General features: G+C 35.5%; 23 protein-coding genes and 2 pseudogenes. 16 read left to right on the top strand and 9 right to left on the bottom strand.

Going from position 1 to position 23456, the window contains the following annotated elements:
* Nucleotides 1-154: 154 nt before the first annotated feature.
* The 4 genes from NGI26_RS02085 (at nucleotide 155) to NGI26_RS02070 (ending at nucleotide 2948) form a co-directional block, all read left to right on the top strand.
* Nucleotides 155-463, top strand: a complete 309-nt coding sequence (locus NGI26_RS02085; protein ID WP_041784046.1) for a helix-turn-helix domain-containing protein — start codon at nucleotides 155-157, stop codon at nucleotides 461-463.
* A 354-nt stretch (nucleotides 464-817) separates the two neighbouring features.
* Nucleotides 818-1132 (top strand): YdcP family protein, encoded by a 315-nt coding sequence (locus NGI26_RS02080; protein ID WP_000420682.1) that lies wholly within the window; start codon nucleotides 818-820, stop codon nucleotides 1130-1132.
* Nucleotides 1133-1147: 15 nt separating this feature from the next.
* Nucleotides 1148-1534, top strand: coding sequence for a YdcP family protein (locus NGI26_RS02075; protein WP_000985015.1), 387 nt, complete (start codon nucleotides 1148-1150; stop codon nucleotides 1532-1534).
* 28 nt (nucleotides 1535-1562) lie between these two features.
* A complete protein-coding gene (locus NGI26_RS02070; protein WP_000813488.1) occupies nucleotides 1563-2948 on the top strand; it encodes an FtsK/SpoIIIE domain-containing protein in 1386 nt (461 codons plus the stop codon).
* 213 nt (nucleotides 2949-3161) lie between these two features.
* On the opposite strand, the gene NGI26_RS02065 is transcribed toward NGI26_RS02070, so the two are convergent.
* The 9 genes and pseudogenes from NGI26_RS02065 to NGI26_RS02025 form a co-directional block, all read right to left on the bottom strand.
* The gene (locus NGI26_RS02065; RefSeq protein ID WP_251935383.1) at nucleotides 3162-4529 is read right to left on the bottom strand and encodes a sensor histidine kinase; all 1368 of its coding nucleotides are present in this window, start codon (nucleotides 4527-4529) and stop codon (nucleotides 3162-3164) included.
* Nucleotides 4520-5179 carry a response regulator transcription factor gene (locus NGI26_RS02060; protein ID WP_251935381.1) on the bottom strand — a complete coding sequence of 220 codons (660 nt, stop codon included), beginning with the start codon at nucleotides 5177-5179 and terminating at the stop codon, nucleotides 4520-4522. The genes NGI26_RS02065 and NGI26_RS02060 overlap by 10 nt, the downstream gene beginning before the upstream one ends.
* A 72-nt stretch (nucleotides 5180-5251) precedes the next feature.
* Nucleotides 5252-5992, bottom strand: coding sequence for a lantibiotic protection ABC transporter permease PcfG (gene pcfG, locus NGI26_RS02055; RefSeq protein ID WP_061564359.1), 741 nt, complete (start codon nucleotides 5990-5992; stop codon nucleotides 5252-5254).
* A complete protein-coding gene (gene pcfE, locus NGI26_RS02050; RefSeq protein ID WP_061564360.1) occupies nucleotides 5992-6732 on the bottom strand; it encodes a lantibiotic protection ABC transporter permease PcfE in 741 nt (246 codons plus the stop codon). Before pcfE ends, pcfG begins: the two co-directional genes overlap by 1 nt.
* Nucleotides 6733-6736: 4 nt before the next feature.
* Nucleotides 6737-7438, bottom strand: a complete 702-nt coding sequence (pcfF, locus tag NGI26_RS02045; protein WP_061564361.1) for a lantibiotic protection ABC transporter ATP-binding protein PcfF — start codon at nucleotides 7436-7438, stop codon at nucleotides 6737-6739.
* Nucleotides 7439-7558: 120 nt separating this feature from the next.
* A pseudogene (locus tag NGI26_RS02040) lies at nucleotides 7559-7840 on the bottom strand (sigma-70 RNA polymerase sigma factor region 4 domain-containing protein); the annotation flags it as partial.
* Nucleotides 7841-7995: 155 nt separating this feature from the next.
* Nucleotides 7996-9663, bottom strand: a complete 1668-nt coding sequence (locus NGI26_RS02035; RefSeq protein WP_195968951.1) for an endonuclease — start codon at nucleotides 9661-9663, stop codon at nucleotides 7996-7998.
* Complete coding sequence (locus tag NGI26_RS02030) at nucleotides 9644-10609, bottom strand: dsDNA nuclease domain-containing protein (protein ID WP_061564363.1); 966 nt, start codon at nucleotides 10607-10609, stop codon at nucleotides 9644-9646. The genes NGI26_RS02035 and NGI26_RS02030 overlap by 20 nt, the downstream gene beginning before the upstream one ends.
* Before the next feature lie 18 nt (nucleotides 10610-10627).
* Nucleotides 10628-10924 carry a helix-turn-helix transcriptional regulator gene (locus NGI26_RS02025; RefSeq protein WP_061564364.1) on the bottom strand — a complete coding sequence of 99 codons (297 nt, stop codon included), beginning with the start codon at nucleotides 10922-10924 and terminating at the stop codon, nucleotides 10628-10630.
* Between the two features lie 518 nt (nucleotides 10925-11442).
* Between NGI26_RS02025 and NGI26_RS02020 the strand changes: the two genes are divergently transcribed.
* The 12 genes and pseudogenes from NGI26_RS02020 to NGI26_RS09240 form a co-directional block, all read left to right on the top strand.
* Nucleotides 11443-12435: a replication initiation protein gene (locus NGI26_RS02020; protein WP_061564365.1), complete on the top strand. Its 993-nt coding sequence runs from the start codon at nucleotides 11443-11445 to the stop codon at nucleotides 12433-12435.
* Nucleotides 12432-12635 carry a DUF3173 domain-containing protein gene (locus tag NGI26_RS02015; protein ID WP_061564366.1) on the top strand — a complete coding sequence of 68 codons (204 nt, stop codon included), beginning with the start codon at nucleotides 12432-12434 and terminating at the stop codon, nucleotides 12633-12635. The genes NGI26_RS02020 and NGI26_RS02015 overlap by 4 nt, the downstream gene beginning before the upstream one ends.
* The gene (locus NGI26_RS02010) at nucleotides 12622-13761 is read left to right on the top strand and encodes a tyrosine-type recombinase/integrase (RefSeq protein WP_061564367.1); all 1140 of its coding nucleotides are present in this window, start codon (nucleotides 12622-12624) and stop codon (nucleotides 13759-13761) included. Before NGI26_RS02015 ends, NGI26_RS02010 begins: the two co-directional genes overlap by 14 nt.
* A gap of 220 nt (nucleotides 13762-13981) precedes the next feature.
* Nucleotides 13982-15187: a MobT family relaxase gene (mobT, locus tag NGI26_RS02000; RefSeq protein ID WP_000398284.1), complete on the top strand. Its 1206-nt coding sequence runs from the start codon at nucleotides 13982-13984 to the stop codon at nucleotides 15185-15187.
* Nucleotides 15188-15229: 42 nt separating this feature from the next.
* On the top strand, nucleotides 15230-15451 hold the full coding sequence (locus NGI26_RS01995) for a hypothetical protein (protein WP_001009056.1): 222 nt from the start codon (nucleotides 15230-15232) through the stop codon (nucleotides 15449-15451).
* Nucleotides 15452-15567: 116 nt separating this feature from the next.
* On the top strand, nucleotides 15568-16065 hold the full coding sequence (locus NGI26_RS01990; RefSeq protein ID WP_000342539.1) for an antirestriction protein ArdA: 498 nt from the start codon (nucleotides 15568-15570) through the stop codon (nucleotides 16063-16065).
* Between the two features lie 88 nt (nucleotides 16066-16153).
* Nucleotides 16154-16546 carry a conjugal transfer protein gene (locus NGI26_RS01985; protein ID WP_000723888.1) on the top strand — a complete coding sequence of 131 codons (393 nt, stop codon included), beginning with the start codon at nucleotides 16154-16156 and terminating at the stop codon, nucleotides 16544-16546.
* Entirely contained in the window at nucleotides 16530-18977 is a 2448-nt protein-coding gene (gene tcpF / locus NGI26_RS01980; RefSeq protein WP_000331160.1) for a conjugal transfer ATPase TcpF, read from the top strand. The genes NGI26_RS01985 and tcpF overlap by 17 nt, the downstream gene beginning before the upstream one ends.
* Before the next feature lie 2 nt (nucleotides 18978-18979).
* A complete protein-coding gene (locus NGI26_RS01975; RefSeq protein ID WP_000804748.1) occupies nucleotides 18980-21157 on the top strand; it encodes a CD3337/EF1877 family mobilome membrane protein in 2178 nt (725 codons plus the stop codon).
* Nucleotides 21154-22155 carry a bifunctional lytic transglycosylase/C40 family peptidase gene (locus NGI26_RS01970; protein ID WP_000769868.1) on the top strand — a complete coding sequence of 334 codons (1002 nt, stop codon included), beginning with the start codon at nucleotides 21154-21156 and terminating at the stop codon, nucleotides 22153-22155. The genes NGI26_RS01975 and NGI26_RS01970 overlap by 4 nt, the downstream gene beginning before the upstream one ends.
* On the top strand, nucleotides 22152-23084 hold the full coding sequence (locus NGI26_RS01965; RefSeq protein ID WP_001224319.1) for a conjugal transfer protein: 933 nt from the start codon (nucleotides 22152-22154) through the stop codon (nucleotides 23082-23084). The genes NGI26_RS01970 and NGI26_RS01965 overlap by 4 nt, the downstream gene beginning before the upstream one ends.
* A gap of 313 nt (nucleotides 23085-23397) precedes the next feature.
* A pseudogene (locus NGI26_RS09240) lies at nucleotides 23398-23445 on the top strand (hypothetical protein); the annotation flags it as partial.
* Nucleotides 23446-23456: the final 11 nt, after the last annotated feature.

Raw genomic sequence — 23456 nt, 5'->3', positions numbered from 1 at the left:
CTGCCCCAAATCCAAGCCCTTCTTATAATATTACAAACGCTCTCATTATATCATTTTTATTTACTATTGTAAATAAAAATGTATATTTTGAATACTATTGTTTATATAAATATCAACAAAAAATATATACAATAATTAAAAGGAGATTTTGTAAATGAAGATTGGAGAATTGGTCAGGGAATATCGACTAAGTAAAAAGCTAACTCAGCAAGAGCTTGCCGAAAAAAGTGATCTTAGCTTACCTTTTATTAATCTAATTGAAAACAATAGAAGAAACTTATCTGTCGATACTCTACTAAAAATTTTATCTGCCATGGATATAGATCCTTCTGATTTTTTTAGACCACTTTCTGAAACTTCAGATGATAATCTTCAACTTTTAATCGAAAAAATTCAACTAAATAAAAATCGTACTGAAATTATTGATCTTTTTCTCAACATCCTAAATTTAAATGAAAAATAAAAAAATTTTTTTTCTGATAAAAATAGCATAAAAATCTAGTTATCCGCATAAAAACTGGACTTATCACACTTTATCAAGGTCAAAACCACTCAATTTACTACTAATTTACTACTTATGAATGAGCTTTGATACGACGATTTATCCTTGAAAAGTGAAGATATAAAGATACTTCCAATAAAATTTGAATATTTAATAGGTAGACACTTCAAAAAATGAGGTGTCTATTTTTTTACCCGATTTTGAAAGGAAGTGAACTTATGAAAACAAAAAATCAAGAATCAAAAGGTCGTTCCCCACTCTTTAAGACCATCAAACATTCATTCAGCCAATAAAAAAGAAAGGATAGGTAAAAATATGGAACTTAAATTTGTGATTCCCAACATGGAAAAAACATTCGGCAATTTAGAATTTGCTGGCGAGGATAAAGTCGTTCAGCGAAGAATCAACGGACGGCTAACTGTCTTATCAAGAAGCTATAATCTCTATTCTGATGTTCAAAGAGCAGATGATATTGTGGTGGTGCTTCCTGCTGAAGCTGGCGAAAAACATTTCGGCTTTGAGGAACGTGTGAAGTTAGTCAATCCACGTATTACCGCAGAGGGCTACAAAATCGGCACTCGTGGTTTTACAAATTACCTTTTACATGCTGACGACATGATAAAAGAATAAAGAAAGAGAGGAAAAATGATGAGATTAGCAAATGGCATTGTATTAGATAAAGACACGACTTTTGGAGAATTGAAATTCTCTGCTCTACGTCGTGAAGTGAGAATCCAAAATGAAGACGGGTCGGTTTCAGATGAAATCAAGGAACGTACCTATGACTTAAAATCCAAAGGACAAGGACGCATGATTCAAGTAAGTATTCCTGCCAGCGTGCCTTTGAAAGAGTTTGATTATAACGCACGGGTGGAACTTATCAATCCCATTGCGGACACCGTTGCTACTGCCACCTATCAAGGAGCAGATGTTGACTGGTATATCAAGGCAGACGATATTGTGCTGACAAAGGATTCTAGTTCATTCAAAGCTCAACCACAAGCAAAGAAAGAACCGACACAAGACAAATAGTCGCTAGGTAGAAAGGAGACTTTTTCGCATGAAACAGCGTGGTAAAAGGATTCGCCCATCTGGTAAAGATTTAGTCTTTCATTTTACGATAGCGTCACTCCTGCCTGTTTTCCTGCTGGTTGTCGGACTGTTTCATGTGAAGACAATCCAGCAGATCAACTGGCAGGATTTTAACCTATCACAAGCAGATAAGATTGACATTCCCTATTTAATTATCAGTTTCAGTGTCGCAATTCTTATCTGCTTGCTGGTAGCGTTTGTATTCAAACGGGTTCGCTATGATACGGTTAAACAACTTTACCACCGTCAAAAACTGGCAAAGATGATACTTGAAAACAAGTGGTATGAATCTGAACAGGTCAAAACAGAGGGTTTCTTTAAAGATAGTGCTGGTCGTACAAAGGAAAAGATAACCTACTTCCCTAAAATGTATTATCGACTTAAAAATGGCTTGATACAGATACGGGTGGAAATCACGCTGGGAAAATATCAAGACCAACTCTTACACTTGGAAAAGAAATTAGAGAGTGGCTTGTACTGTGAGCTGACGGATAAAGAGTTAAAGGATTCCTATGTGGAATATACTTTGCTCTATGACACCATAGCCAGTCGTATTTCTATTGATGAAGTAGAAGCTAAAGATGGTAAACTTCGCTTAATGAAAAACGTATGGTGGGAATATGATAAGCTCCCTCATATGTTGATTGCTGGTGGTACAGGTGGCGGTAAAACTTACTTTATACTGACACTGATTGAAGCCTTGCTTCATACAGATTCAAAACTGTATATTCTTGACCCGAAAAATGCTGATCTTGCGGACTTAGGTTCTGTGATGGCAAATGTCTACTATAGAAAAGAAGACTTGCTTTCTTGCATTGAAACATTCTATGAAGAAATGATGAAACGTAGTGAGGAAATGAAGCAGATGAAGAACTATAAGACTGGCAAAAATTATGCTTACTTAGGTCTCCCGGCACACTTCTTAATCTTTGATGAATACGTCGCTTTCATGGAAATGCTGGGAACAAAAGAAAACACCGCAGTTATGAATAAGCTGAAACAGATTGTCATGTTAGGTCGTCAAGCTGGCTTCTTTCTAATACTGGCTTGTCAACGTCCAGACGCAAAATATTTAGGCGACGGAATCCGTGATCAGTTTAATTTCAGAGTGGCTTTAGGTCGTATGTCTGAAATGGGCTATGGCATGATGTTTGGCAGTGACGTACAAAAGGATTTCTTCTTAAAGCGAATCAAAGGTCGTGGCTATGTTGATGTAGGAACAAGTGTCATATCAGAGTTTTATACTCCCCTTGTACCAAAAGGATATGATTTCTTGGAGGAAATTAAAAAGTTATCCAACAGCAGACAGTCCACGCAGGCGACGTGCGAAGCGGAAGTCGCAGGTGTGGACTGATCTTGCTGGCTGGTGTGGCAATAGCCACGCCAGCACTTAACCCCCCGTATCTAATTCCGAGAATACATTTGAAATAAAAAAGAATGCTGACAAATCAACATTCTTTTTATATTCACTTTGATAAACATTATAAAATTTGTCTGTTTAGCTACCAAAAAGCTACCAATAGATTTGTAATTTTTAAAAATTCTATATAAAAAGTAATTGTTGTAATTATAGCAATGGGAATTCTAGCATTACTCTTGCACCAGGTTTATCTGAATTGTTTTCCAATATAATGCGTCCATTATGCAATAACATTATTTTCCAAGAATTATATAAACCTAAACCATAGTTTGTAGCTGAATGTCTACTCTTATCTCCACGGTAAAATTGCTCCGTTCCTCGTTTTAAATCCTCATTAGAAAATCCTGGGCCTTCGTCTATCACAGATATTGAAAGTATCTTATCTGTAGTCATTATTAGTAATTCAATGTTGGATTTGTCTGGTGAATATTGAATAGCATTACTAAATATATTTTGAATGACTCTTTCAAATAATTGTATATCTATCATTACATCTGAATCTTCACAATTAATAGATTTAGATATAGTACGGTCATGTATTAGTGTAATCTCTCTCGCTATTTCACTAACTCTTTCGATTATTTCTGACACTTTTACTTTTTGTAAATTCAACGAGTTTAATTTAATTGACTGATTCATCTCCATCAGAGCTTTTGTATAATCTGATATACGTGTTGAATTTTTTAAAATGTACGCTACATAATCCTTTTGTTCATCAGTTAGTTCAGTTACCTTTAACAATTCAGCATTACCTTGGACAATAGAAACCGGAGTTTTTAAGTCATGCATTAATGCCGATATCTGACTTCTCTTATTCTCTTCTTTAATCCAATTTTCTCTTAATGAATCACTTAAGGCTTTTTTCATTATATCAAGGCTATTTAAGACATCATTAAATTCTTTGATATTTGAACTTCCTATTTCAAAGTCTAATTCTTGGTTGGCGATTTTATCTGATGCCTCTAGCATTGGCGATAATTGCCTTGTTATTCGTTTTGCCCAGATTAGAGTAGCCACAAATGCACTCATTAAAAAGAAAATGATTAATAAAAATATTAATAGTAAATCTACACTAGGGAAATATTTTCCCATCCAATCATTATTGTAGTGTGGCTCTAGTGAATAATGGATTAATACATATCCATCATTCCTTTTAAATTCTATAAATGAAGAATATGGAGTTGAAAATCCCTCATGATTGTGAAAATTCTTAGCTTTCAGTTGAATAGCTTCATCCATATTAGTTTTTATCACTTCACCATCTGGCGATAAAAACATATAGCTAGCTCCTTTAGGTATCAATGCTTCATCAAAGTCTATTTTATTTAAAATTTTATATTTATTTTCTTGTAATAAATTTTCTGTATGGTTAGCCGGAAGAATCAAACCAACACTATAAAACGCTGTAAAAGTTAATAAAGCTAGTACGATGGCACATCCTAAACCAACTCCAACAGTCATTAAGTATTTAAGAAATACTATTTTGAGCGACTGTCCTTTTCTAATTAATTCCATTTATAACCAATCCCCCAAACTGTAGAAATTGGATTTTCACCAAATTTTAAGAACTTTGCTCTAATATTTTTTACATGTTCTGATATGGCAGAAGAATCACCAATCCCATCAAATCCAAAAATCATTTCATATATTTGTTCTCTTGAAAAAACTTGTCCCTTTCTCTTTGCTAAAAGCTTCGAAATTTGATATTCAGACTTTGTCAGATGAATTTCTTCCTCCTTCACAAATACTTGATTGGAGGATAAATCAAATCTTATATTCCCTAAGTTTAAATTCGAATGTTTTTCTCTTTGTTCTCTTCTCAGATGAGCTTCTACCCTTGCTAACAATTCACCAACACCAAATGGTTTGGTAATATAGTCATCTCCTCCACTTAATAAGCCATCTACTATATCCGTTTCCATTGCTTTTGCAGTTAAAAAGATAATCGGACAATCCACTTTGCTACGTATATTTTTACAATAGCTGATTCCATCAACCTCTGGCATCATTACATCAAGTAATATTAAGTCATATTTCCCCAAACTATTTTCATCAATATCTACCGTGGTTTGGTAAATATCAACAATATGCTCTCCTTTTATTAAAATATTCTTGATTAGAGTCAGCATATCTAATTCATCATCTATAGCAAGAATTCTTGCCATACCAAACCACCTCCATATTTATAAATATTTTATTATTATACCATATTCCATTTACAAATACATTTAGAGCTATTATTCACTGATTGACTTTCCACCCCACCTATTGAACCATAATAAAGAGCCAGTAAAAATGACTACTGTAATAGGTATTGCTACATAGCCCCACATGGTAAACTCTTTAATTAAATATGAGCTATCAGCCAATTCACTTCCAACAATATATGTTGCAGATAATCTCGATGCCCAAGTACAAGGTAAAAAATACCAGATATTTTCACCTAAACTTGTTATTGAAAGTAAGGCTATCAATGTTTCCACAAATCCCAATCCAATAGATGCACCACCACCTAACATAAGTGATACCCATAAATGAATCATATATGTAGATAAACATCCTATAAAAACTAATAATAATTCAATTAACCAAGCCATAGTCCCTTGATTACCAAATAGCATTGCAAATATAAAAACTGCTAAACTTATAGAAAATAGGAAACTCAATAAGAGCATTATAAGTTTTCCACCATAAGCCTTACTTCTGGATTTTGTAGTTGATAGAATCACTTGAAATCGTCCAGCACTTGCTTCCATGTCAACAACCTTAGATGTGATAGCACCAAATATTATTGGTAAGATAGCACCTAAAAGCACAAAATAATTCAGTATGATATCCATATCAGAAAAATTTTTTAGACTTGTAAATGTTGCTGCCCAATAAAATATTAGAGCATATAAAACAGGTAAGATAAAGTGAGCCCATGGAATCCAAGTATGCTTCAATTTATAAAACTCTGATTTTAATATATTCATCATTACTTCACCTCTTGCTTAGAAAACCATTTTGCAGTAATGAAAGTCAATAATGTAAACAAACATATGGACAAAATACAAGGAACAAGTAAGGATGTGTTTAAAATCATTGGATTTGATACTTCTGTTGGGATACCGTTCGGTAAAATACGCATAACGGGTACCATCAATCTAATCCCCCAAGAATAAGGGCAATAAATCCACATAGAACCGTCAGCTAACAAAATTCCTAACACAATTCCTAATACAGCATTTACTACAATGCTTACTATAAACCCAAACTTTTTAGCCAGGAAAAAACAAAATGGAACTTGCCATATGTTAGTTATAACCAATAATACACTTGCGAATAATAATGTCGTGAATGCATAGTTTCCTGTTAATTGTTCTCCAATGAAAAATTGAAAAACAAATACTCCTAGCATATGCAAAATAGCAGTTATACATAGATAAATTGAAGCTGTTAATATTTTTGAAATCCATATCTTTTTTAAATCAATATTGAGTGGAAAAATTGCTCGGTAGTTTAATTTTCTCTCTTCTTTTCTATGCATCATTGCAGGTATTAAAGCGAAAGTTGCCGGCATTAAAATCACATACCACCAATTGTATGCGTTTATGCTAAAATATGATGGCATTAATACAAATGCATTTAGTAAAGCTATAATCGGGGCAATGAGTAATATCTTCAACAAAAAGCTATGTTTGTGTTTCAAATTTTCTGCAAAAATATAATTTTTCATTAAGCTACACCCTCTTTCCATTCTTTACAACATTCATAAAAAGTTCTTCTAAATTTTCATTATGATTAATTGTGTTTTGATATTTTAATTCTCCTTCATGTATAATTCCTATATGTTCAGCAGTTTGTTCCACTTCTGCTAAAATATGACTAGACAGAATTACTGTTATTCCTTTTTTTGGAAAGTTTCGTATTAAATCTCGTAATTCTTGAATTCCTAATGGGTCTAATCCGTTTGTCGGTTCATCTAGTATCAATAGTTTAGGATTATTTAATAAAGCAATTGCAATACCTAATCTTTGTTTCATCCCCAAAGAAAATTGACCGCTTTTCTTTTTTCCGGTATTTTTTAAATCTACAATTTCTAAAACTTCATCAATTCTTGCATCAGGCAATCCAAGTAATAATGTTCTAACTTTTAGATTTTCTCTTGCACTTAAATTTTCGTATAAGGGTGGCATCTCTATTAAAGCACCAATATCTGATAAATCATTTCTACTCCATTCATGTCCTTCAAACATAATTTCACCTGACGTCTTGTGTAACATACCTGTAATCATCTTTAATGTCGTAGATTTACCTGCACCATTAGGTCCTAGTAATCCATATACTGAATTTTCCTCAATTTTTAATGACACATTATTTACAGCTTTTTGTTTTCCAAAAACTTTTGTTAGCTCATTTGTTTCCAAAATATATTTGCTCATATTTTGTTCCTCCTTTTTCTTCTGATAACAGTATAAAAAACAAGTTTAAGGATTTTATAAGGAAAAATATTTTTTCAAAAATAAGCAGGCAAATTCCAATCTGCCTGCTTATTCTCAATACTATTTAAAGTCTTTCAGCAATTCTCTTAGCTTGTCTAATATCTTATTTCTTCTCTTTATGAGAGCTGGATAAGATATTTTTTTAGTTTCAGCTACTGAACGAATGGTTTCATCATTGAAATATAGCCTATCAATGATTTCTCTTTCTTCATCATTTAATTTTGATAGTGCATCTCTTACTGCCTCTATCATCATTTGTGTCTGAACAATCTTATCTACATCAAATCCCTCATCAACGATACTTTCTTCAAAATGCCCATCATGGTCAAAAGACGAGAAAAAAGCAGGTGTTCCCATCCTTTAATTCCGAGAATACATTTGAAATAAAAAAGAATGCTGATAAATCAACATTCTTTTTATGTTATTTTTGAACAAAATTGTGCGATTTGACTGTTTAGCTACCAATAAGTCCCACAAATTTAAGAAAGTCTTTCATCTTAAACGCCAAATTCAATGATTTCTCTTGATATTTCTTCATATCTATCTTCTTTTAAAAGAGGGGATTCAACTCTAATCTTACAATAATCTCCATCAATTTTATATAAATTTTCTCTGATTACTGAAAAGAAAGTCTGAGTCTTTAATGTCAAAAAATATGAACCTATAGCTTTAAACATTCTCTCTTGTGATATTGTATCAATTTCATTCTTTACGAAAGAGTCAATAGCAAATGGAATCTTAAATTCACTGTTATTTGCTATTAAATTCATATAAATTAGGTATATTGCTAGCAAGTCCTTATTTAAGTTAGTTCCACTTCCTTTTAATTTTTTATAGTCTCTAAACCTTCTGTCAGATAATCCATTGGACTCAAGTAAAGAAGATAAATTATTTTTCAAATCTTCATAATCGCCTTCAAGACTATTGATATGATGTCTTAACTCACTCTGCAAATCTCTAATATCGTTATTTAGTTGGTCAATTTCTTTATCTAGTATTTCTTTGGCAATTGATTCTTTACGGGCTAGTTTTCCTAATTCAACTAAGACAGATTGACTAATATAGTTTTCTATATCTTTTATTTCCTTTATTTCATCAATTTTTCTTTGATATGCAGCCACTTTGTCGCTTAATTCATATAATTTACTCTGTTTGTCTATTAGTGATTCTTCTAACTGAGAAATTCTCTGGACTAATGATTCCTTAAGAGAATTGATAGCTAATCTATTATCCTCTAGTTCGAGTCTTGTTAATGATTGCTCTCTGGTTAAATGTGAATGACAATATGAGCATTCATATTTAATATCTTCAAAACGATTACTTGTATCTTGCAATAGGAGTTCTAATTCATTTTTATCTTGTCTATGTATATCTAATTCGAGCTTCGTTTTTTCTATACCCTTTGTTACTTTTTGAATTTCCAAAGAAATTTCATTTGTTTTCTTAATATAGTAGTCAATCTCTATTTTTAACTCTTTAACATCTTTAGGTAAAGATTCTACTATTTCATTTTGTTCTTGATAAGAATTATAAACCGCTTCAATTTGACTAATTTTCTGCGAAAGCGACCTGCTCTTGATGCTAAAATCCTCTTTTTGACTTTTCTTATTATTTAGCTCTTCATTTGATATTCCTAAATAATAATCAATTAAATCTTTAGGGAAGACACTTGCCGGATACTGACCTAGACCATCAAAAGTTTCTTTATACAATGTTCCATTCCAACCTTTATCTTGGTCTACATAAAACGGACTCATAAGAGCATCGACATAGACATATTTTGGTTCATATTGTGCTTTAGAAGTTAATTTTAAAGACATGCCTAATTTAATCTGTAACCACTCTGAATAATCTCTAAAATTTTTAAAAATAAACGAGGCTTCACTACTTTTTATACTTATTACTTTGTTGTGTCTTTTAATGATATACGATTCTCCATTAATGAGCACATAAAGTTGAATAATGTATTTTTGTGGTTTCCAACCTTTAGGAAAGGAGGTCAACTGACAACCAAGTCCATAATAGATAGATTTAACTAAGCTAGATTTCCCCTGGCCATTTTGTTCACTAATTATCAAATTAGGACCTTCATTAAATTCAAAACTATTGGCCTTTTTATTTTCATAGTCAACTATACTTATTTTGTTAATGATTAATTGGTTCATTGGCAACTCCTTCTACAATATCACAATATGCAGAGATAATGATTGCATATTTCGTATCAGATTCTAAGGATTTTAAAATGTCACAAAATTTTATTTCCTCAGCAATTTCAGTCAATTCTTTAGTCTCAAGTCTATGTATATCACTCTCCAACAATCCTATGACTTGTCTTTTTTTATACATATATTGTTGTATAATTTTTACCTCTTCTTTTTTTATTTTTGCTTTTGTATAGGATGAAAAAGGAAATTTATCTAGTTCACTTTCAAACAAAGCCTTTGAAGAAATTTTTTGCAATATAGGTTGAAGTTCAATTGCTGAGATTCTTTTTAATTTTTTATCATCTTTGTTTTCTATTATATATTCTGATTTCTGTTTAATAAGTCTATCTAACTCATCTAAAATTAAATCGTCTCTTCCATCTACTGAGATGCCTTGATTAATCAGTTCACCTTTTAAATATGTTCTTGCTTCTAAATAATCATTCTTAAAGCTTGTCTTCACTAAAGAAAAATTAGTTAGTTTTGTGCTAAAGCTCTCATCTAGTTGTTCAAGAATGTAATCTGTTTGTTCTGTGCTTAATTTCAATGAATGCTCAAACAACTCCTCAGAAGTATTCTCTTGCATTTTTGATAATTCACTTTCTGTAAAATGGAAAACAACAATTTTATATTTTGAATGTCCATCTCCCGGGGTTAAGTGTTTCTCAAGAATAGAACACTTACCTTCATGTTTTTGTAATAAACTCTTTAGACCTATCCTCTTCTTACCTTTCACCTGTATGTAAGCATGATAATTATCATCATATAATACTTCAAAGTCATCGTCAGATTCAACAAAAATCTCAAAATTATTCTTAGTATAATTCCTAATCGCTGTTAGTGAAATGACATGATTTTGATAATTAAAACCTTTTTGAGCTATCGCTCCACCATTATCTTGAACCATATTCTCCTCCTAACATAGCTAATCTTTTTTCATATATTCTTCAATCAAATATTTTATTTCTTCCTTTTGTTTATCAGAAAGATTATATCGTTTTAACAAACTAACAATATCCTCGAGGCCATCATCACGTCCTTTTAAAATTTCAAAAGATGTCCCAAAAATATCAGCTAGTTTTTCTACTGTTTCATCTTTTGGGTTTCTCCCTCCATTTTCCCATCTGGCATATTGAGCTTGAGCTACACCTAACTTTTCAGCAACTTCTAATTGAGTAAGTCCTGCATCTAGTCGGGCTTTTTTTAGATTGTCTTTCAACATTTTAAAATTCCTTTCGCTTTTCTATTGACCTATAACCAAAATGGTTGTATTATGGTTATATAACCATTTTGGTTATAGAAGTAAAAAGTATACTTTGTAGGCAATATTAGTCCACTTATGAATATGAAAAAACACCCCAGAAAGCTCTGCAAAGCATTCTGAGGCTTTCGTTTAAAACCAATATGATTATACCAAAATGGTAATAAAAAGTCTATATGAAGCGAAATATGGCTATGCTAAGGTTCTTATGACTTCTACACAGTTAAAGTCATAAAAATTGGCATTACTTACTTCTACCATTCGCCTAGTTTAGAGATTGTGAGACAAGAGCAAGGGCGCAAGCCGAAGGCAATGCGCCCGAAGCACGCAGTTCTCTCAATCTCTAATAAAAAGCTGGCGTTTCTAACAGCCAGCAAACAGATACACTTAAGGCAACGCCCTAAGTAACGAGTCATTGGCAAAAATCAATAATAGCAACGAATTACGCATATTTTAAGCATAGAAAGGAGGCGTTACAGTTGAAAAATACCATTCAATCTCTAAGAGAATATCAAAGTCAAGTAGATTTATCAAAACTAGAAAAATCTATTTATATCAGCATTGACCGATTAACAGTAATCTTTGATAGTGAGAACCAATCACTTAGACGAATATTTCGTGAATTACGAAAATCACTCGATAATATAATTCAGGAATTTAGTATTCAAGAAAATCTAAAAGAAGACTATTTTACTCTTTATAAAACGATAAACGAAGATAGTATAAATCTAATTTTCTTTCAACTATCGGAGTATGGTGGTTATCAAGTCATACGTCTAGACTTCAACCCAAACTCACTAAAAGAATTTGAGGGGTTACAAGTGTGGAGGCAGATTATGAATTATGCTCGATTAAATCGATTAGAAATTAGACTGTCACGATTAGACCTTGCTTTTGATATCTTTAATAGGCCAGAAATAGTCTTTTTACAACATATCAAAGGGGGAGTTAGTCATAAAGTATTCTATGGTAGAGGAGGAAACATAGAAAGTAAATACTGGGGTGCTAGTGGTAGCAACGTTCAAGTACGTTTGTATGATAAGAATATAGAGGTATTAAGTCATAAAAGAGCTGATAAATTAGATATAGCGAGCAAACCTTTTTGGTGGCGATTAGAGTTTCAACTTCGGACAAAGGCTATAAATGAAGAAACCATTTCAGAGATTTCTAAACGATTGGAGAATTTTAGCTTTTTTAGTCTCTCAAGTGTTCCAGATGATAGCAAAGCATTTGCTTATATCTTTCTCCATGCACCAGCTCTTTTACCCGAATTATTTCCCTATCTAAAACCTAACACTATAAGAGTCAAAAAAACTAGGCTTAGAAAACACCTAAAAGCATTTGATAGTAACTCATTTTCTTTAGAGCTTCAAGATGCACTTAAAAAACAAACACCACGATTAAACAATGAATTAAAACAATTAATTGGTGAATTCATTGAACTTACTAGTAAAGGAGAAGATATTTTATGAACAATAAACACACTATGACAGTACAAGATATTATGGACTTAGGGTTCTCAAAATGGACTGCTTATAACATTTTAAGACAAGCAAAACACATTATGGTTGAACGTGGTTTCGATTTCTATAACAATAAAGGGCTCGGAACTGTTCCCGTATCAGTTGTATCAGAAATTCTTGGATTGGAGGAACTTCATGTCAAAAACTAGGTATACTGGTGTTACTAGAGACGATAAAACTGGGAAATATACTTATTATTTTAAAGCTGGAGTTGACCTAGCTACTGGTAAACCATATCAGGAACGCAGACGTGGTTTTCAAACCGCAAAAGAAGCCTTTGAGGCACGAACAAGAGCTTTAAATAAAGTGCATCAAAAAGGTGGAATTAAGCACACTCAGTGGACGTTTAAACAATTTATGGACGAAGTATTTATACCAAACTATTATGCTACTACAAGTCCAGATATTGAACGAAGACGTCAAATTATATTTGATGAATTTATTCAATATTTTGGTAAGAAAAAGCCTAGAGAAATTACAACTTATGATGTAATAAATTATAGAAATAGTTTATTAGAAAAATATTCAAATTCATACGCAAGAAACAAAATGACATTACTTAATCAAGTTTTGAAAACCGCAAAAAAGTATGGGTTAATTTTCCATGAAATACCTACAAGTAATATCAGTCCTATTCCAATAACAAAAAAACATATCGACTTTTGGACAAAAGATGAATTTCAAAAAGTAATACAATCCCTTGATAAAGAAAGTTATTTTGAGCATTTTATTTATACACTCCTTTGGCTTTATTATTTTACGGGAATGCGTGTAAATGAGGCGACTGCTCTTTATTGGGAGGATGTGGACTTTGAAAAGAAAACACTAGCAATCAATCACAACTTACAGTATATAAATCGTGAAAATTGGGAGCGCCGTAACAAGCTAAAAACCGAAAGCTCTCGGCGTACTATTGGACTCGATGATAATACTCTAAAGGTTCTTAAGGAGTGGAAAGAAAGACAAGAAAAAGTCGATAAAATACCATTTATTCTGTCGCCCGACGGAGTTCCATATCGTAAACGTAGTATTAGAGACCAAATTTTAAAATACTCTAAACGTGCTGGTGTTAAATACATTCAACCAAAAGGTTTGAGACACTCCCACGCATCTTTGCTTATTAATGAATATAATGTAAATGCCCTATATATCCAAAGACGATTAGGCCATTCTGATGTCAAAACAACACTTAGCATTTATAGTCATTTATACCCCAACGCAGATACCGAATTAACTGATAAACTCAATCTCATATCAAATGATTTTATTGATTAAATCTACTTAGCTACCAAAAGAGCTACCAAAAGATATAAAAGTATCTAAAAAGCCTTATTTTAAAGGGCTTTTTTTAAATTTTTCCCACTATTTCTAACAGGGGGGTACAAATCGACAGGAAACAGTCAAAAAAACATTAGAAAATCCTTTGGTTACAAGGGATTTACAAAATTTCAGCGTATGTCAAATGGGCTTTAAAAGTTGACATACGCCTTTTTGATTGGAGGGATTTTTACTGAATGAACAAACTTGGTTACAGCATTTAAAAGAAAAACGCTTGGCTTATGGACTATCTCAAAACCGTTTAGCTGTTGCGACTGGTATTACAAGGCAGTATCTAAGCGATATTGAAACAGGAAAAGTCAAGCCATCAGAGGATTTACAGCAGTCCCTTTGGGAAGCTCTGGAACGCTTCAATCCCGACGCTCCCCTTGAAATGCTGTTTGATTATGTAAGAATTCGCTTTCCGACAACAGACGTACAGCAGGTGGTCGAAAACATCTTACAACTGAAACTGTCCTATTTTCTTCATGAGGACTATGGTTTCTATTCTTATTCAGAGCATTATGCTTTAGGCGACATATTCGTCCTTTGCTCCCATGAACTGGACAAAGGAGTTCTGGTGGAATTGAAAGGTCGTGGGTGCAGACAATTTGAAAGCTATCTTCTGGCACAACAAAGAAGCTGGTATGAGTTCTTTATGGACGTTTTGGTGGCTGGCGGTGTGATGAAACGCCTTGACCTTGCCATTAACGATAAGACAGGGATTTTAAATATCCCTGTACTCACTGAAAAGTGCCAACAGGAAGAATGTATCTCCGTCTTCCGCAGTTTTAAAAGCTATCGCAGTGGCGAACTGGTACGCAAAGAGGAAAAGGAATGTATGGGAAACACCCTCTATATCGGTTCATTACAAAGTGAAGTTTATTTCTGTATCTATGAAAAGGACTACGAGCAGTACAAGAAAAATGATATTCCCATTGAAGACGCAGAAGTAAAAAACCGTTTTGAGATTCGATTGAAAAATGAGCGTGCCTATTATGCAGTCCGTGATTTACTCGTCTATGACAATCCAGAGCATACCGCCTTTAAAATTATCAATCGGTATATCCGTTTTGTAGATAAAGACGATTCCAAACCTCGTTCTGATTGGAAACTGAATGAAGAATGGGCTTGGTTTATTGGGAACAATCGTGAACGATTAAAACTAACCACAAAACCAGAGCCTTACTCCTTCCAAAGGACGCTGAACTGGCTATCTCATCAAGTTGCCCCGACCTTAAAGGTTGCGATTAAACTTGATGAAATCAACCAGACGCAGGTTGTAAAAGACATTCTCGACCATGCGAAACTGACAGACCGACACAAGCAGATTTTGAAGCAACAGTCAGTAAAAGAACAGGACGTGATAACAACAAAAAAATAACTCAAATACAAATTCATTGAATATAGAGAGGAGAACATTTTTATGAATTTTGGACAAAACCTTTATAACTGGTTTCTATCAAACGCTCAATCACTGGTGCTTTTAGCAATCGTTGTGATTGGCTTGTATCTTGGCTTCAAGCGTGAGTTTAGCAAACTGATTGGCTTTTTAATTATTGCGATTATTGCGGTTGGCTTAGTCTTCAACGCTGCTGGAGTAAAAGACATTTTACTAGAGCTATTCAATCGCATTATTGGTGCTTAAATAAAACCGTTCTTTTGTGGAATATAAGTGGTTTTCTTATGTTCCGCAAAGGAATGGTACACCAAACGAAGTGCGGTAGGGATTTTTGAATCTCTACAAAGAAAGGACGTGAATATATGGACGATATGCAAGTCTATATTGCGAATTTAGGCAAATACAATGAGGGCGAATTGGTCGGTGCGTGGTTTACCTTTCCCATTGACTTTGAGGAAGTCAAAGAGAAAATCGGCTTGAATGATGAATATGAGGAATACGCCATTCATGACTACGAGTTACCCTTTACGGTTGACGAATACACTTCCATTGGCGAACTCAATCGACTATGGGAAATGGTATCGGAATTACCCGAAGAATTACAATCGGAGCTATCTGCTCTGCTCACTCATTTTTCAAGCATTGAAGAACTAAGCGAACATCAAGAGGATATTATCATTCATTCCGATTGTGATGATATGTATGACGTGGCACGCTACTACATTGAAGAAACGGGTGCTTTAGGCGAAGTACCAGCTAGTCTTCAAAACTATATTGATTATCAAGCCTATGGTCGGGATTTAGACCTTTCAGGAACGTTTATCTCAACCAATCATGGGATTTTTGAAATCGTCTATTAAATCTGTCGGTACATTACTACTGGCAGATTTTCTATTTTACGGGGTGGCTCAATCAGCTACCCCTATTTTTTATGAAAGGATTGATTACATGAAGAAAATACGAAGCTATACCAGTATCTGGTCTGTGGAAAAGGTACTGTATTCTATCAATGATTTTAGACTTCCGTTTCCCATAACCTTTACGCAAATGACATGGTTTGTCGTGTCACTCTTTGCAGTGATGATACTTGGCAACTTGCCCCCTCTTTCCATGATAGAGGGAGCATTTCTCAAATACTTTGGGATTCCTGTGGCTTTCACATGGTTTATGTCTACAAAAACTTTTGATGGTAAAAAGCCTTATGGATTTTTGAAGTCTGTCATTGCTTATGCACTGCGACCAAAGCTGACCTATGCAGGAAAAAAAGTAACGCTTGGCAGAAACCAGCCACAAGAAGCCATTACAGCAGTTAGGAGTGAATTTTATGGCATATCCAATTAAATACATTGAAAACAATCTCGTCTGGAATAAAGACGGGGAATGTTATGCTTACTATGAGCTTGTTCCTTACAATTACTCATTTCTAAGTCCAGAACAGAAAATACAAGTGCATGATTCTTTCAGACAGCTTATCGCACAAAATCGTGATGGCAAAATTCATGCTTTACAAATCAGTACAGAATCCAGCATACGTTCTGCACAAGAGCGTTCCAAAAATGAAGTCACTGGCAAGCTCAAAGCGGTTGCCTATGACAAAATCGACCAACAGACAGACGCTTTAATATCCATGATTGGCGAAAATCAAGTGAACTACCGTTTCTTTATCGGCTTTAAGTTGCTTCTCAACGATCAGGAGTTTTCTATGAAAAGTCTTACCGTTGAAGCAAAAAATGCTTTGTCTGATTTTGTCTATGATGTGAACCATAAGCTGATGGGCGATTTTGTTAGTATGAGTAATGATGAAATCCTGCGTTTTCAGAAGATGGAAAAGCTCTTAGAAAATAAAATCTCTCGTCGTTTCAAAATCCGCAGGTTAGATAAGGACGACTTCGGCTATCTGATTGAACACCTTTACGGACAGACAGGCACTGCCTATGAAGAGTATGAGTACCATCTATCAAAGAAAAAGCTGGATAATGAAACGCTGATTAAATACTATGACTTGATTAAGCCTACTCGCTGTTTGGTGGAAGAAAAACAGCGATATTTGAAAATCCAGCAGGAAGATGAAACCGTCTATGTAGCTTACTTTACCATTAACAGCATTGTCGGAGAACTGGACTTCCCGTCCTCTGAAATCTTCTACTACCAGCAACAGCAATTTACATTCCCGATTGATACGTCAATGAATGTGGAAATTGTAGCGAATCGTAAAGCCCTATCTACTGTCCGCAATAAAAAGAAAGAACTGAAAGACTTGGATAACCACGCTTGGCAAAGTGATAATGAAACCAGCTCCAATGTGGCGGAAGCTCTGGAAAGTGTGAATGAGCTGGAAACCAATTTAGACCAAAGCAAGGAATCTATGTACAAGCTGTCTTATGTGGTAAGGGTATCAGCAAATGATCTTGACGAACTCAAACGTCGTTGTAATGAAGTGAAAGATTTTTATGACGATTTAAGCGTAAAACTGGTACGACCATTTGGGGATATGCTCGGCTTACATGAAGAATTTTTACCTGCCAGCAAGCGTTATATGAATGATTATATTCAATACGTGACCTCTGATTTCCTCGCTGGTTTAGGTTTTGGTGCTACTCAAATGCTGGGGGAAAATGAGGGGATTTATGTTGGCTACAGCTTAGATACTGGACGCAATGTCTATCTGAAACCTGCTCTTGCCAGTCAAGGGGTTAAGGGTTCAGTAACCAATGCGTTAGCGTCGGCTTTTGTTGGTTCGCTGGGTGGTGGTAAATCCTTTGCGAATAACCTTATCGTCTATTATGCGGTGCTTTATGGGGCACAAGCAGTGATTGTAGACCCAAAAGCAGAACGTGGCAGATGGAAAGAAACCTTGCCAGAGATTTCCCATGAAATCAATATCGTCACTCTGACTTCTGATGAGAAAAACAAAGGCTTACTTGACCCTTATGTGATTATGAAAAATCCCAAAGATTCTGAATCACTGGCTATTGATATTCTGACATTCCTTACGGGGATTTCCTCTCGTGATGGGGAACGCTTCCCAATCCTTAGAAAAGCCATTCGTGCAGTAACCAATAGTGAAGTACGAGGGTTGATGAAAGTGATTGAGGAATTACGGGTTGAGAATACGCCACTAAGTACCAGTATAGCCGACCATATCGAAAGTTTTACAGACTATGACTTTGCACATTTATTATTCAGTAATGGTTATGTGGAGCAGTCTATCAGCTTAGAAAAACAACTGAACATTATACAGGTTGCGGACTTGGTACTTCCCGACAAGGAAACTTCCTTTGAGGAATATACCACTATGGAGCTTTTATCCGTTGCTATGCTGATTGTCATTAGTACCTTTGCTTTAGACTTTATCCATACAGACCGAAGCATTTTCAAGATTGTAGATTTAGACGAAGCATGGAGCTTTTTACAGGTAGCACAAGGAAAAACACTATCTATGAAGCTGGTTCGGGCTGGTCGTGCTATGAACGCTGGGGTATATTTCGTGACCCAAAATACAGACGACCTCTTAGATGAAAAACTGAAAAATAACCTCGGCTTAAAATTTGCATTTCGTTCCACTGACCTTAACGAGATTAAAAAGACCTTAGCCTTTTTTGGTGTAGACCCAGAGGACGAAAACAATCAGAAGCGATTGCGTGATTTGGAAAACGGGCAATGCCTTATCAGTGATTTATATGGTCGTGTCGGTGTGATACAGTTCCACCCTGTATTTGAAGAACTGCTCCATGCCTTTGATACCAGACCACCTGTGCGAAAAGAGGTGTAAATGTGAAACCATCAATAGTAAACAGAATAAAATCAAACTGGACGCTGAAACGTCTAGGTAAAGTGGCAATGACAGTGGCTTTCACACTTGTGATTGCCATTTTTCTTTTAGCCATGCTGGGAACGGTGGTTCAAGCTGCGGGCTTGGTAGATGATACGGTCAATGTGGCAAATGAATACAGCCGATACCCACTTGAAAACTATCAACTGGATTTTTATGTGGATAATAGCTGGGGCTGGCTTCCGTGGAACTGGTCGGACGGGATTGGAAAACAGGTCATGTATGGACTATATGCCATTACCAATTTTATTTGGACAATCAGTTTGTATGTTTCCAATGCGACAGGTTACTTAGTACAGGAAGCCTATTCCTTAGACTTCATTTCCGCTACAGCAGATTCCATTGGTAAGAATATGCAGACCTTAGCTGGTGTGAGTGCAAACGGATTTTCAACAGAGGGTTTCTATGTTGGATTCCTCTTACTCTTGATTTTGGTTCTTGGGGTTTATGTTGCCTATACGGGACTGATAAAGAGAGAAACCACAAAGGCAATTCATGCCATTATGAATTTTGTGCTGGTGTTTATCCTATCGGCTTCCTTTATTGCCTACGCTCCCGACTACATTAAAAAAATCAATGACTTTTCATCAGACATCAGTAATGCCAGTTTATCACTTGGCACGAAGATTGTCATGCCCCATTCCGATAGTCAAGGCAAGGACAGCGTGGACTTAATCAGAGATAGCCTGTTTTCCATACAGGTTCAGCAACCGTGGCTACTGCTTCAATACAACAGTTCAGACATTGAAAGTATCGGTATTGACCGTGTGGAAAGCCTGCTCTCCACCAGCCCAGATTCCAACAATGGCGAAGACAGAGAAAAAATTGTTGCGGAAGAAATTGAAGACAGAAGCAATACCAATCTAACCATTACAAAGACCATTAACCGTTTAGGTACAGTCTTCTTCCTATTTGTCTTCAATATTGGGATTTCCATATTTGTATTCCTATTAACAGGAATCATGATTTTCTCGCAGGTACTTTTTATCATCTATGCTATGTTTCTGCCTGTGAGCTTTATTTTAAGCATGATTCCATCATTTGATGGTATGTCAAAACGAGCCATAACAAAGCTCTTTAATACCATTTTGACACGAGCTGGAATCACATTGATTATTACGACAGCATTTAGTATTTCAACCATGCTCTATACCTTATCGGCTGGTTATCCGTTCTTTTTGATTGCTTTTCTACAGATTGTGACCTTTGCAGGAATCTACTTCAAGCTGGGCGATTTAATGAGTATGTTTTCTCTACAGAGTAACGATTCTCAAAGTGTGGGAAGTCGTGTGATGAGAAAACCTCGTATGCTTATGCACGCTCACATGCACCGTCTACAGCGGAAACTTGGACGTTCCATGACTACTCTAGGGGCTGGGTCTGCCATTGTTACAGGTAAAAAAGGACAGTCGGGTTCGGGGAGTTCTGCAAGGACACAAGCAGATCACTCCCGACCAGACGGAAAGGAAAAATCAACACTTGGAAAACGTATCGGTCAAACCATCGGTACAGTAGCTGATACCAAAGACAGAATGGTAGACACTGCTAGTGGTTTGAAAGAACAGGTTAAAGATTTGCCGACCAATGCAAGATATGCAGTATATCAAGGAAAATCCAAAGTAAAAGAGAATGTCCGTGATTTAACCAGTAGTATTTCTCAAACCAAAGCGGACAGAGCCAGTGGACGCAAGGAACAGCAGGAACAAAGGCGAAAAACCATTGCGAAGCGTCGCTCTGAAATGGAACAGGTCAAACAGAAAAAACAGCCTGCTTCTTCTGTTCATGAAAGACCGACTACAAGACAAGAACAATATCATGATGAACAGACCTCAAAACAGTCTAATATTCAGACTTCATATAAGGAATCTCAACAAGCCAAACAAGAGCGTCCAGCAGTTAAGTCCGATTTTTCAAGTCCAAAAGTGGAACGCCAAGGCAATACCGTTCAAGAAAAAACCGTTCAAAAGCCAGCAACTTCAACCACTACAGCAGATAGAACTTCACAACGTCCAATCACAAAAGAACGTCCGTCTACTGTTCAAAGAGTACCACTACAAAATACAAGAAGTAGACCACCAATCAAAACCGCCACCATTAAGAAAGTCGGTAAGAAACCATGAAGTTGAAAACTTTAGTGATTGGTGGTTCTGGATTATTCTTGATGGTCTTCTCACTGCTTCTGTTTGTTGCCATTTTATTTTCAGATGAACAGGACAGCGGAATTTCCAATATTCATTATGGAGGTGTGAATGTTTCCGCAGAAGTGCTGGCTCATAAGCCTATGGTAGAAAAATATGCCAAAGAATATGGCGTTGAAGAATATGTCAACATACTTCTTGCGATTATACAGGTGGAATCGGGCGGTACTGCGGAAGATGTTATGCAGTCCTCGGAATCCCTCGGTCTTCCACCTAATTCATTGAGTACAGAAGAATCCATTAAGCAAGGTGTGAAGTATTTCAGTGAATTATTAGCCAGTAGCGAAAGGCTCAGTGTAGATTTAGAATCGGTTATCCAGTCCTACAATTATGGTGGTGGTTTCTTAGGGTATGTGGCTAATCGTGGAAATAAATATACCTTTGAACTGGCTCAAAGTTTCTCAAAAGAGTATTCAGGTGGCGAAAAAGTGTCTTACCCCAATCCCATAGCCATACCTATCAATGGGGGCTGGCGATACAACTATGGCAATATGTTTTATGTGCAACTGGTAACGCAGTATCTTGTCACAACAGAGTTTGATGATGATACGGTACAAGCCATCATGGACGAAGCACTGAAATATGAGGGCTGGCGATACGTTTACGGTGGAGCTTCCCCGACTACTTCTTTTGATTGTAGCGGACTGACACAATGGACGTATGGAAAAGCTGGAATTAACTTACCACGAACCGCACAACAGCAATATGATGTGACCCAGCATATCCCACTATCGGAAGCACAAGCTGGCGATTTGGTTTTCTTTCATTCTACCTATAACGCTGGCTCTTATATTACTCATGTTGGGATATACCTTGGCAATAACCGTATGTTTCATGCAGGCGACCCAATCGGTTATGCCGACTTAACAAGCCCCTACTGGCAACAGCATTTAGTGGGAGCAGGACGAATCAAACAATGAGAAAGGAAGATTTAATGATGAAATTTAGAAAAAATCAGAATAAAGAAAAACAGATACCAAAGGAAAAGAAACCTCGTGTCTATAAGGTCAATCCTCATAAAAAGGTTGTGATTGCCTTGTGGGTACTTTTAGGGCTTAGTTTCAGCTTTGCGATATTCAAGCACTTTACAGCTATAGATACTCATACTATTCACGAAACAACTATCATAGAAAAGGAATACGTTGATACTCATCATGTAGAAAATTTTGTAGAGAACTTTGCGAAAGTCTACTATTCATGGGAGCAATCCGATAAGTCCATTGATAATCGAATGGAAAGTCTAAAAGGCTATCTGACAGATGAACTTCAAGCTCTCAATGTTGATACAGTACGCAAAGATATTCCTGTATCGTCTTCTGTAAGAGGATTTCAGATATGGACGGTAGAGCCAACTGGCGACAATGAGTTTAATGTAACCTACAGTGTAGACCAGCTCATTACAGAGGGAGAAAATACAAAGACCGTCCACTCTGCTTATATAGTGAGTGTCTATGTAGATGGTTCTGGAAATATGGTACTGGTTAAGAATCCGACCATTACCAACATACCTAAGAAATCAAGTTATAAACCAAAAGCCATTGAAAGTGAGGGGACGGTTGATTCCATCACAACCAATGAAATCAATGAGTTTTTAACGACGTTCTTCAAGCTCTATCCTACAGCGACAGCCAGTGAACTTTCCTACTATGTGAATGACGGGATATTAAAACCAATCGGAAAAGAGTACATCTTTCAAGAACTGGTAAATCCTATTCACAATCGTAAGGATAATCAAGTCACGGTATCGCTGACAGTGGAGTATATCGACCAGCAGACCAAAGCAACGCAGGTATCTCAATTTGATTTGGTACTTGAAAAGAACGGGAGTAATTGGAAGATTGTAAAATAACAAATATTGGTACATGATTACAGATACTTTGTAATCATGTACTCTTTTTGATAAAAAATTGGAGATTCCTTTACAAATATGCTCTTACGTGCTATAATTTAAGTGACTATTTAAAAGGAGTTAATAAATATGCGGCAAGGTATTCTTAAATAAACTGTCAATTTGATAGCGGGAACAAATAATTAGATGTCCTTTTTTAGGAGGGCTTAGTTTTTTGTACCCAGTTTAAGAATACCTTTATCATGTGATTCTAAAGTATCCAGAGAATATCTGTATGCTTTGTATACCTATGGTTATGCATAAAAATCCCAGTGATAAAAGTATTTATCACTGGGATTTTTATGCCCTTTTGGGTTTTTGAATGGAGGAAAA

Origin of the sequence: Streptococcus sp. Marseille-Q0941 (genome assembly GCF_943736975.1) — a bacterium.
Lineage (GTDB): Bacteria > Bacillota > Bacilli > Lactobacillales > Streptococcaceae > Streptococcus.
The sequence above is the reverse complement of the archived record's forward strand: the minus strand, read 5'-3'. Positions and strand labels throughout refer to the sequence as shown.

Coding starts and splice junctions, on each gene's coding strand:
- NGI26_RS02085 (WP_041784046.1), top strand. CDS start 155: ATGAAGATTGGAGAATTGGTCAGGGAATATCGACTAAGTAAAAAGCTA.
- NGI26_RS02080 (WP_000420682.1), top strand. CDS start 818: ATGGAACTTAAATTTGTGATTCCCAACATGGAAAAAACATTCGGCAAT.
- NGI26_RS02075 (WP_000985015.1), top strand. CDS start 1,148: ATGATGAGATTAGCAAATGGCATTGTATTAGATAAAGACACGACTTTT.
- NGI26_RS02070 (WP_000813488.1), top strand. CDS start 1,563: ATGAAACAGCGTGGTAAAAGGATTCGCCCATCTGGTAAAGATTTAGTC.
- NGI26_RS02065 (WP_251935383.1), bottom strand. CDS start 4,529: ATGGAATTAATTAGAAAAGGACAGTCGCTCAAAATAGTATTTCTTAAA.
- NGI26_RS02060 (WP_251935381.1), bottom strand. CDS start 5,179: ATGGCAAGAATTCTTGCTATAGATGATGAATTAGATATGCTGACTCTA.
- pcfG (WP_061564359.1), bottom strand. CDS start 5,992: ATGATGAATATATTAAAATCAGAGTTTTATAAATTGAAGCATACTTGG.
- pcfE (WP_061564360.1), bottom strand. CDS start 6,732: ATGAAAAATTATATTTTTGCAGAAAATTTGAAACACAAACATAGCTTT.
- pcfF (WP_061564361.1), bottom strand. CDS start 7,438: ATGAGCAAATATATTTTGGAAACAAATGAGCTAACAAAAGTTTTTGGA.
- NGI26_RS02035 (WP_195968951.1), bottom strand. CDS start 9,663: ATGAACCAATTAATCATTAACAAAATAAGTATAGTTGACTATGAAAAT.
- NGI26_RS02030 (WP_061564363.1), bottom strand. CDS start 10,609: ATGGTTCAAGATAATGGTGGAGCGATAGCTCAAAAAGGTTTTAATTAT.
- NGI26_RS02025 (WP_061564364.1), bottom strand. CDS start 10,924: ATGTTGAAAGACAATCTAAAAAAAGCCCGACTAGATGCAGGACTTACT.
- NGI26_RS02015 (WP_061564366.1), top strand. CDS start 12,432: ATGAACAATAAACACACTATGACAGTACAAGATATTATGGACTTAGGG.
- NGI26_RS02010 (WP_061564367.1), top strand. CDS start 12,622: ATGTCAAAAACTAGGTATACTGGTGTTACTAGAGACGATAAAACTGGG.
- NGI26_RS01995 (WP_001009056.1), top strand. CDS start 15,230: ATGAATTTTGGACAAAACCTTTATAACTGGTTTCTATCAAACGCTCAA.
- NGI26_RS01990 (WP_000342539.1), top strand. CDS start 15,568: ATGGACGATATGCAAGTCTATATTGCGAATTTAGGCAAATACAATGAG.
- NGI26_RS01985 (WP_000723888.1), top strand. CDS start 16,154: ATGAAGAAAATACGAAGCTATACCAGTATCTGGTCTGTGGAAAAGGTA.
- tcpF (WP_000331160.1), top strand. CDS start 16,530: ATGGCATATCCAATTAAATACATTGAAAACAATCTCGTCTGGAATAAA.
- NGI26_RS01970 (WP_000769868.1), top strand. CDS start 21,154: ATGAAGTTGAAAACTTTAGTGATTGGTGGTTCTGGATTATTCTTGATG.
- NGI26_RS01965 (WP_001224319.1), top strand. CDS start 22,152: ATGAGAAAGGAAGATTTAATGATGAAATTTAGAAAAAATCAGAATAAA.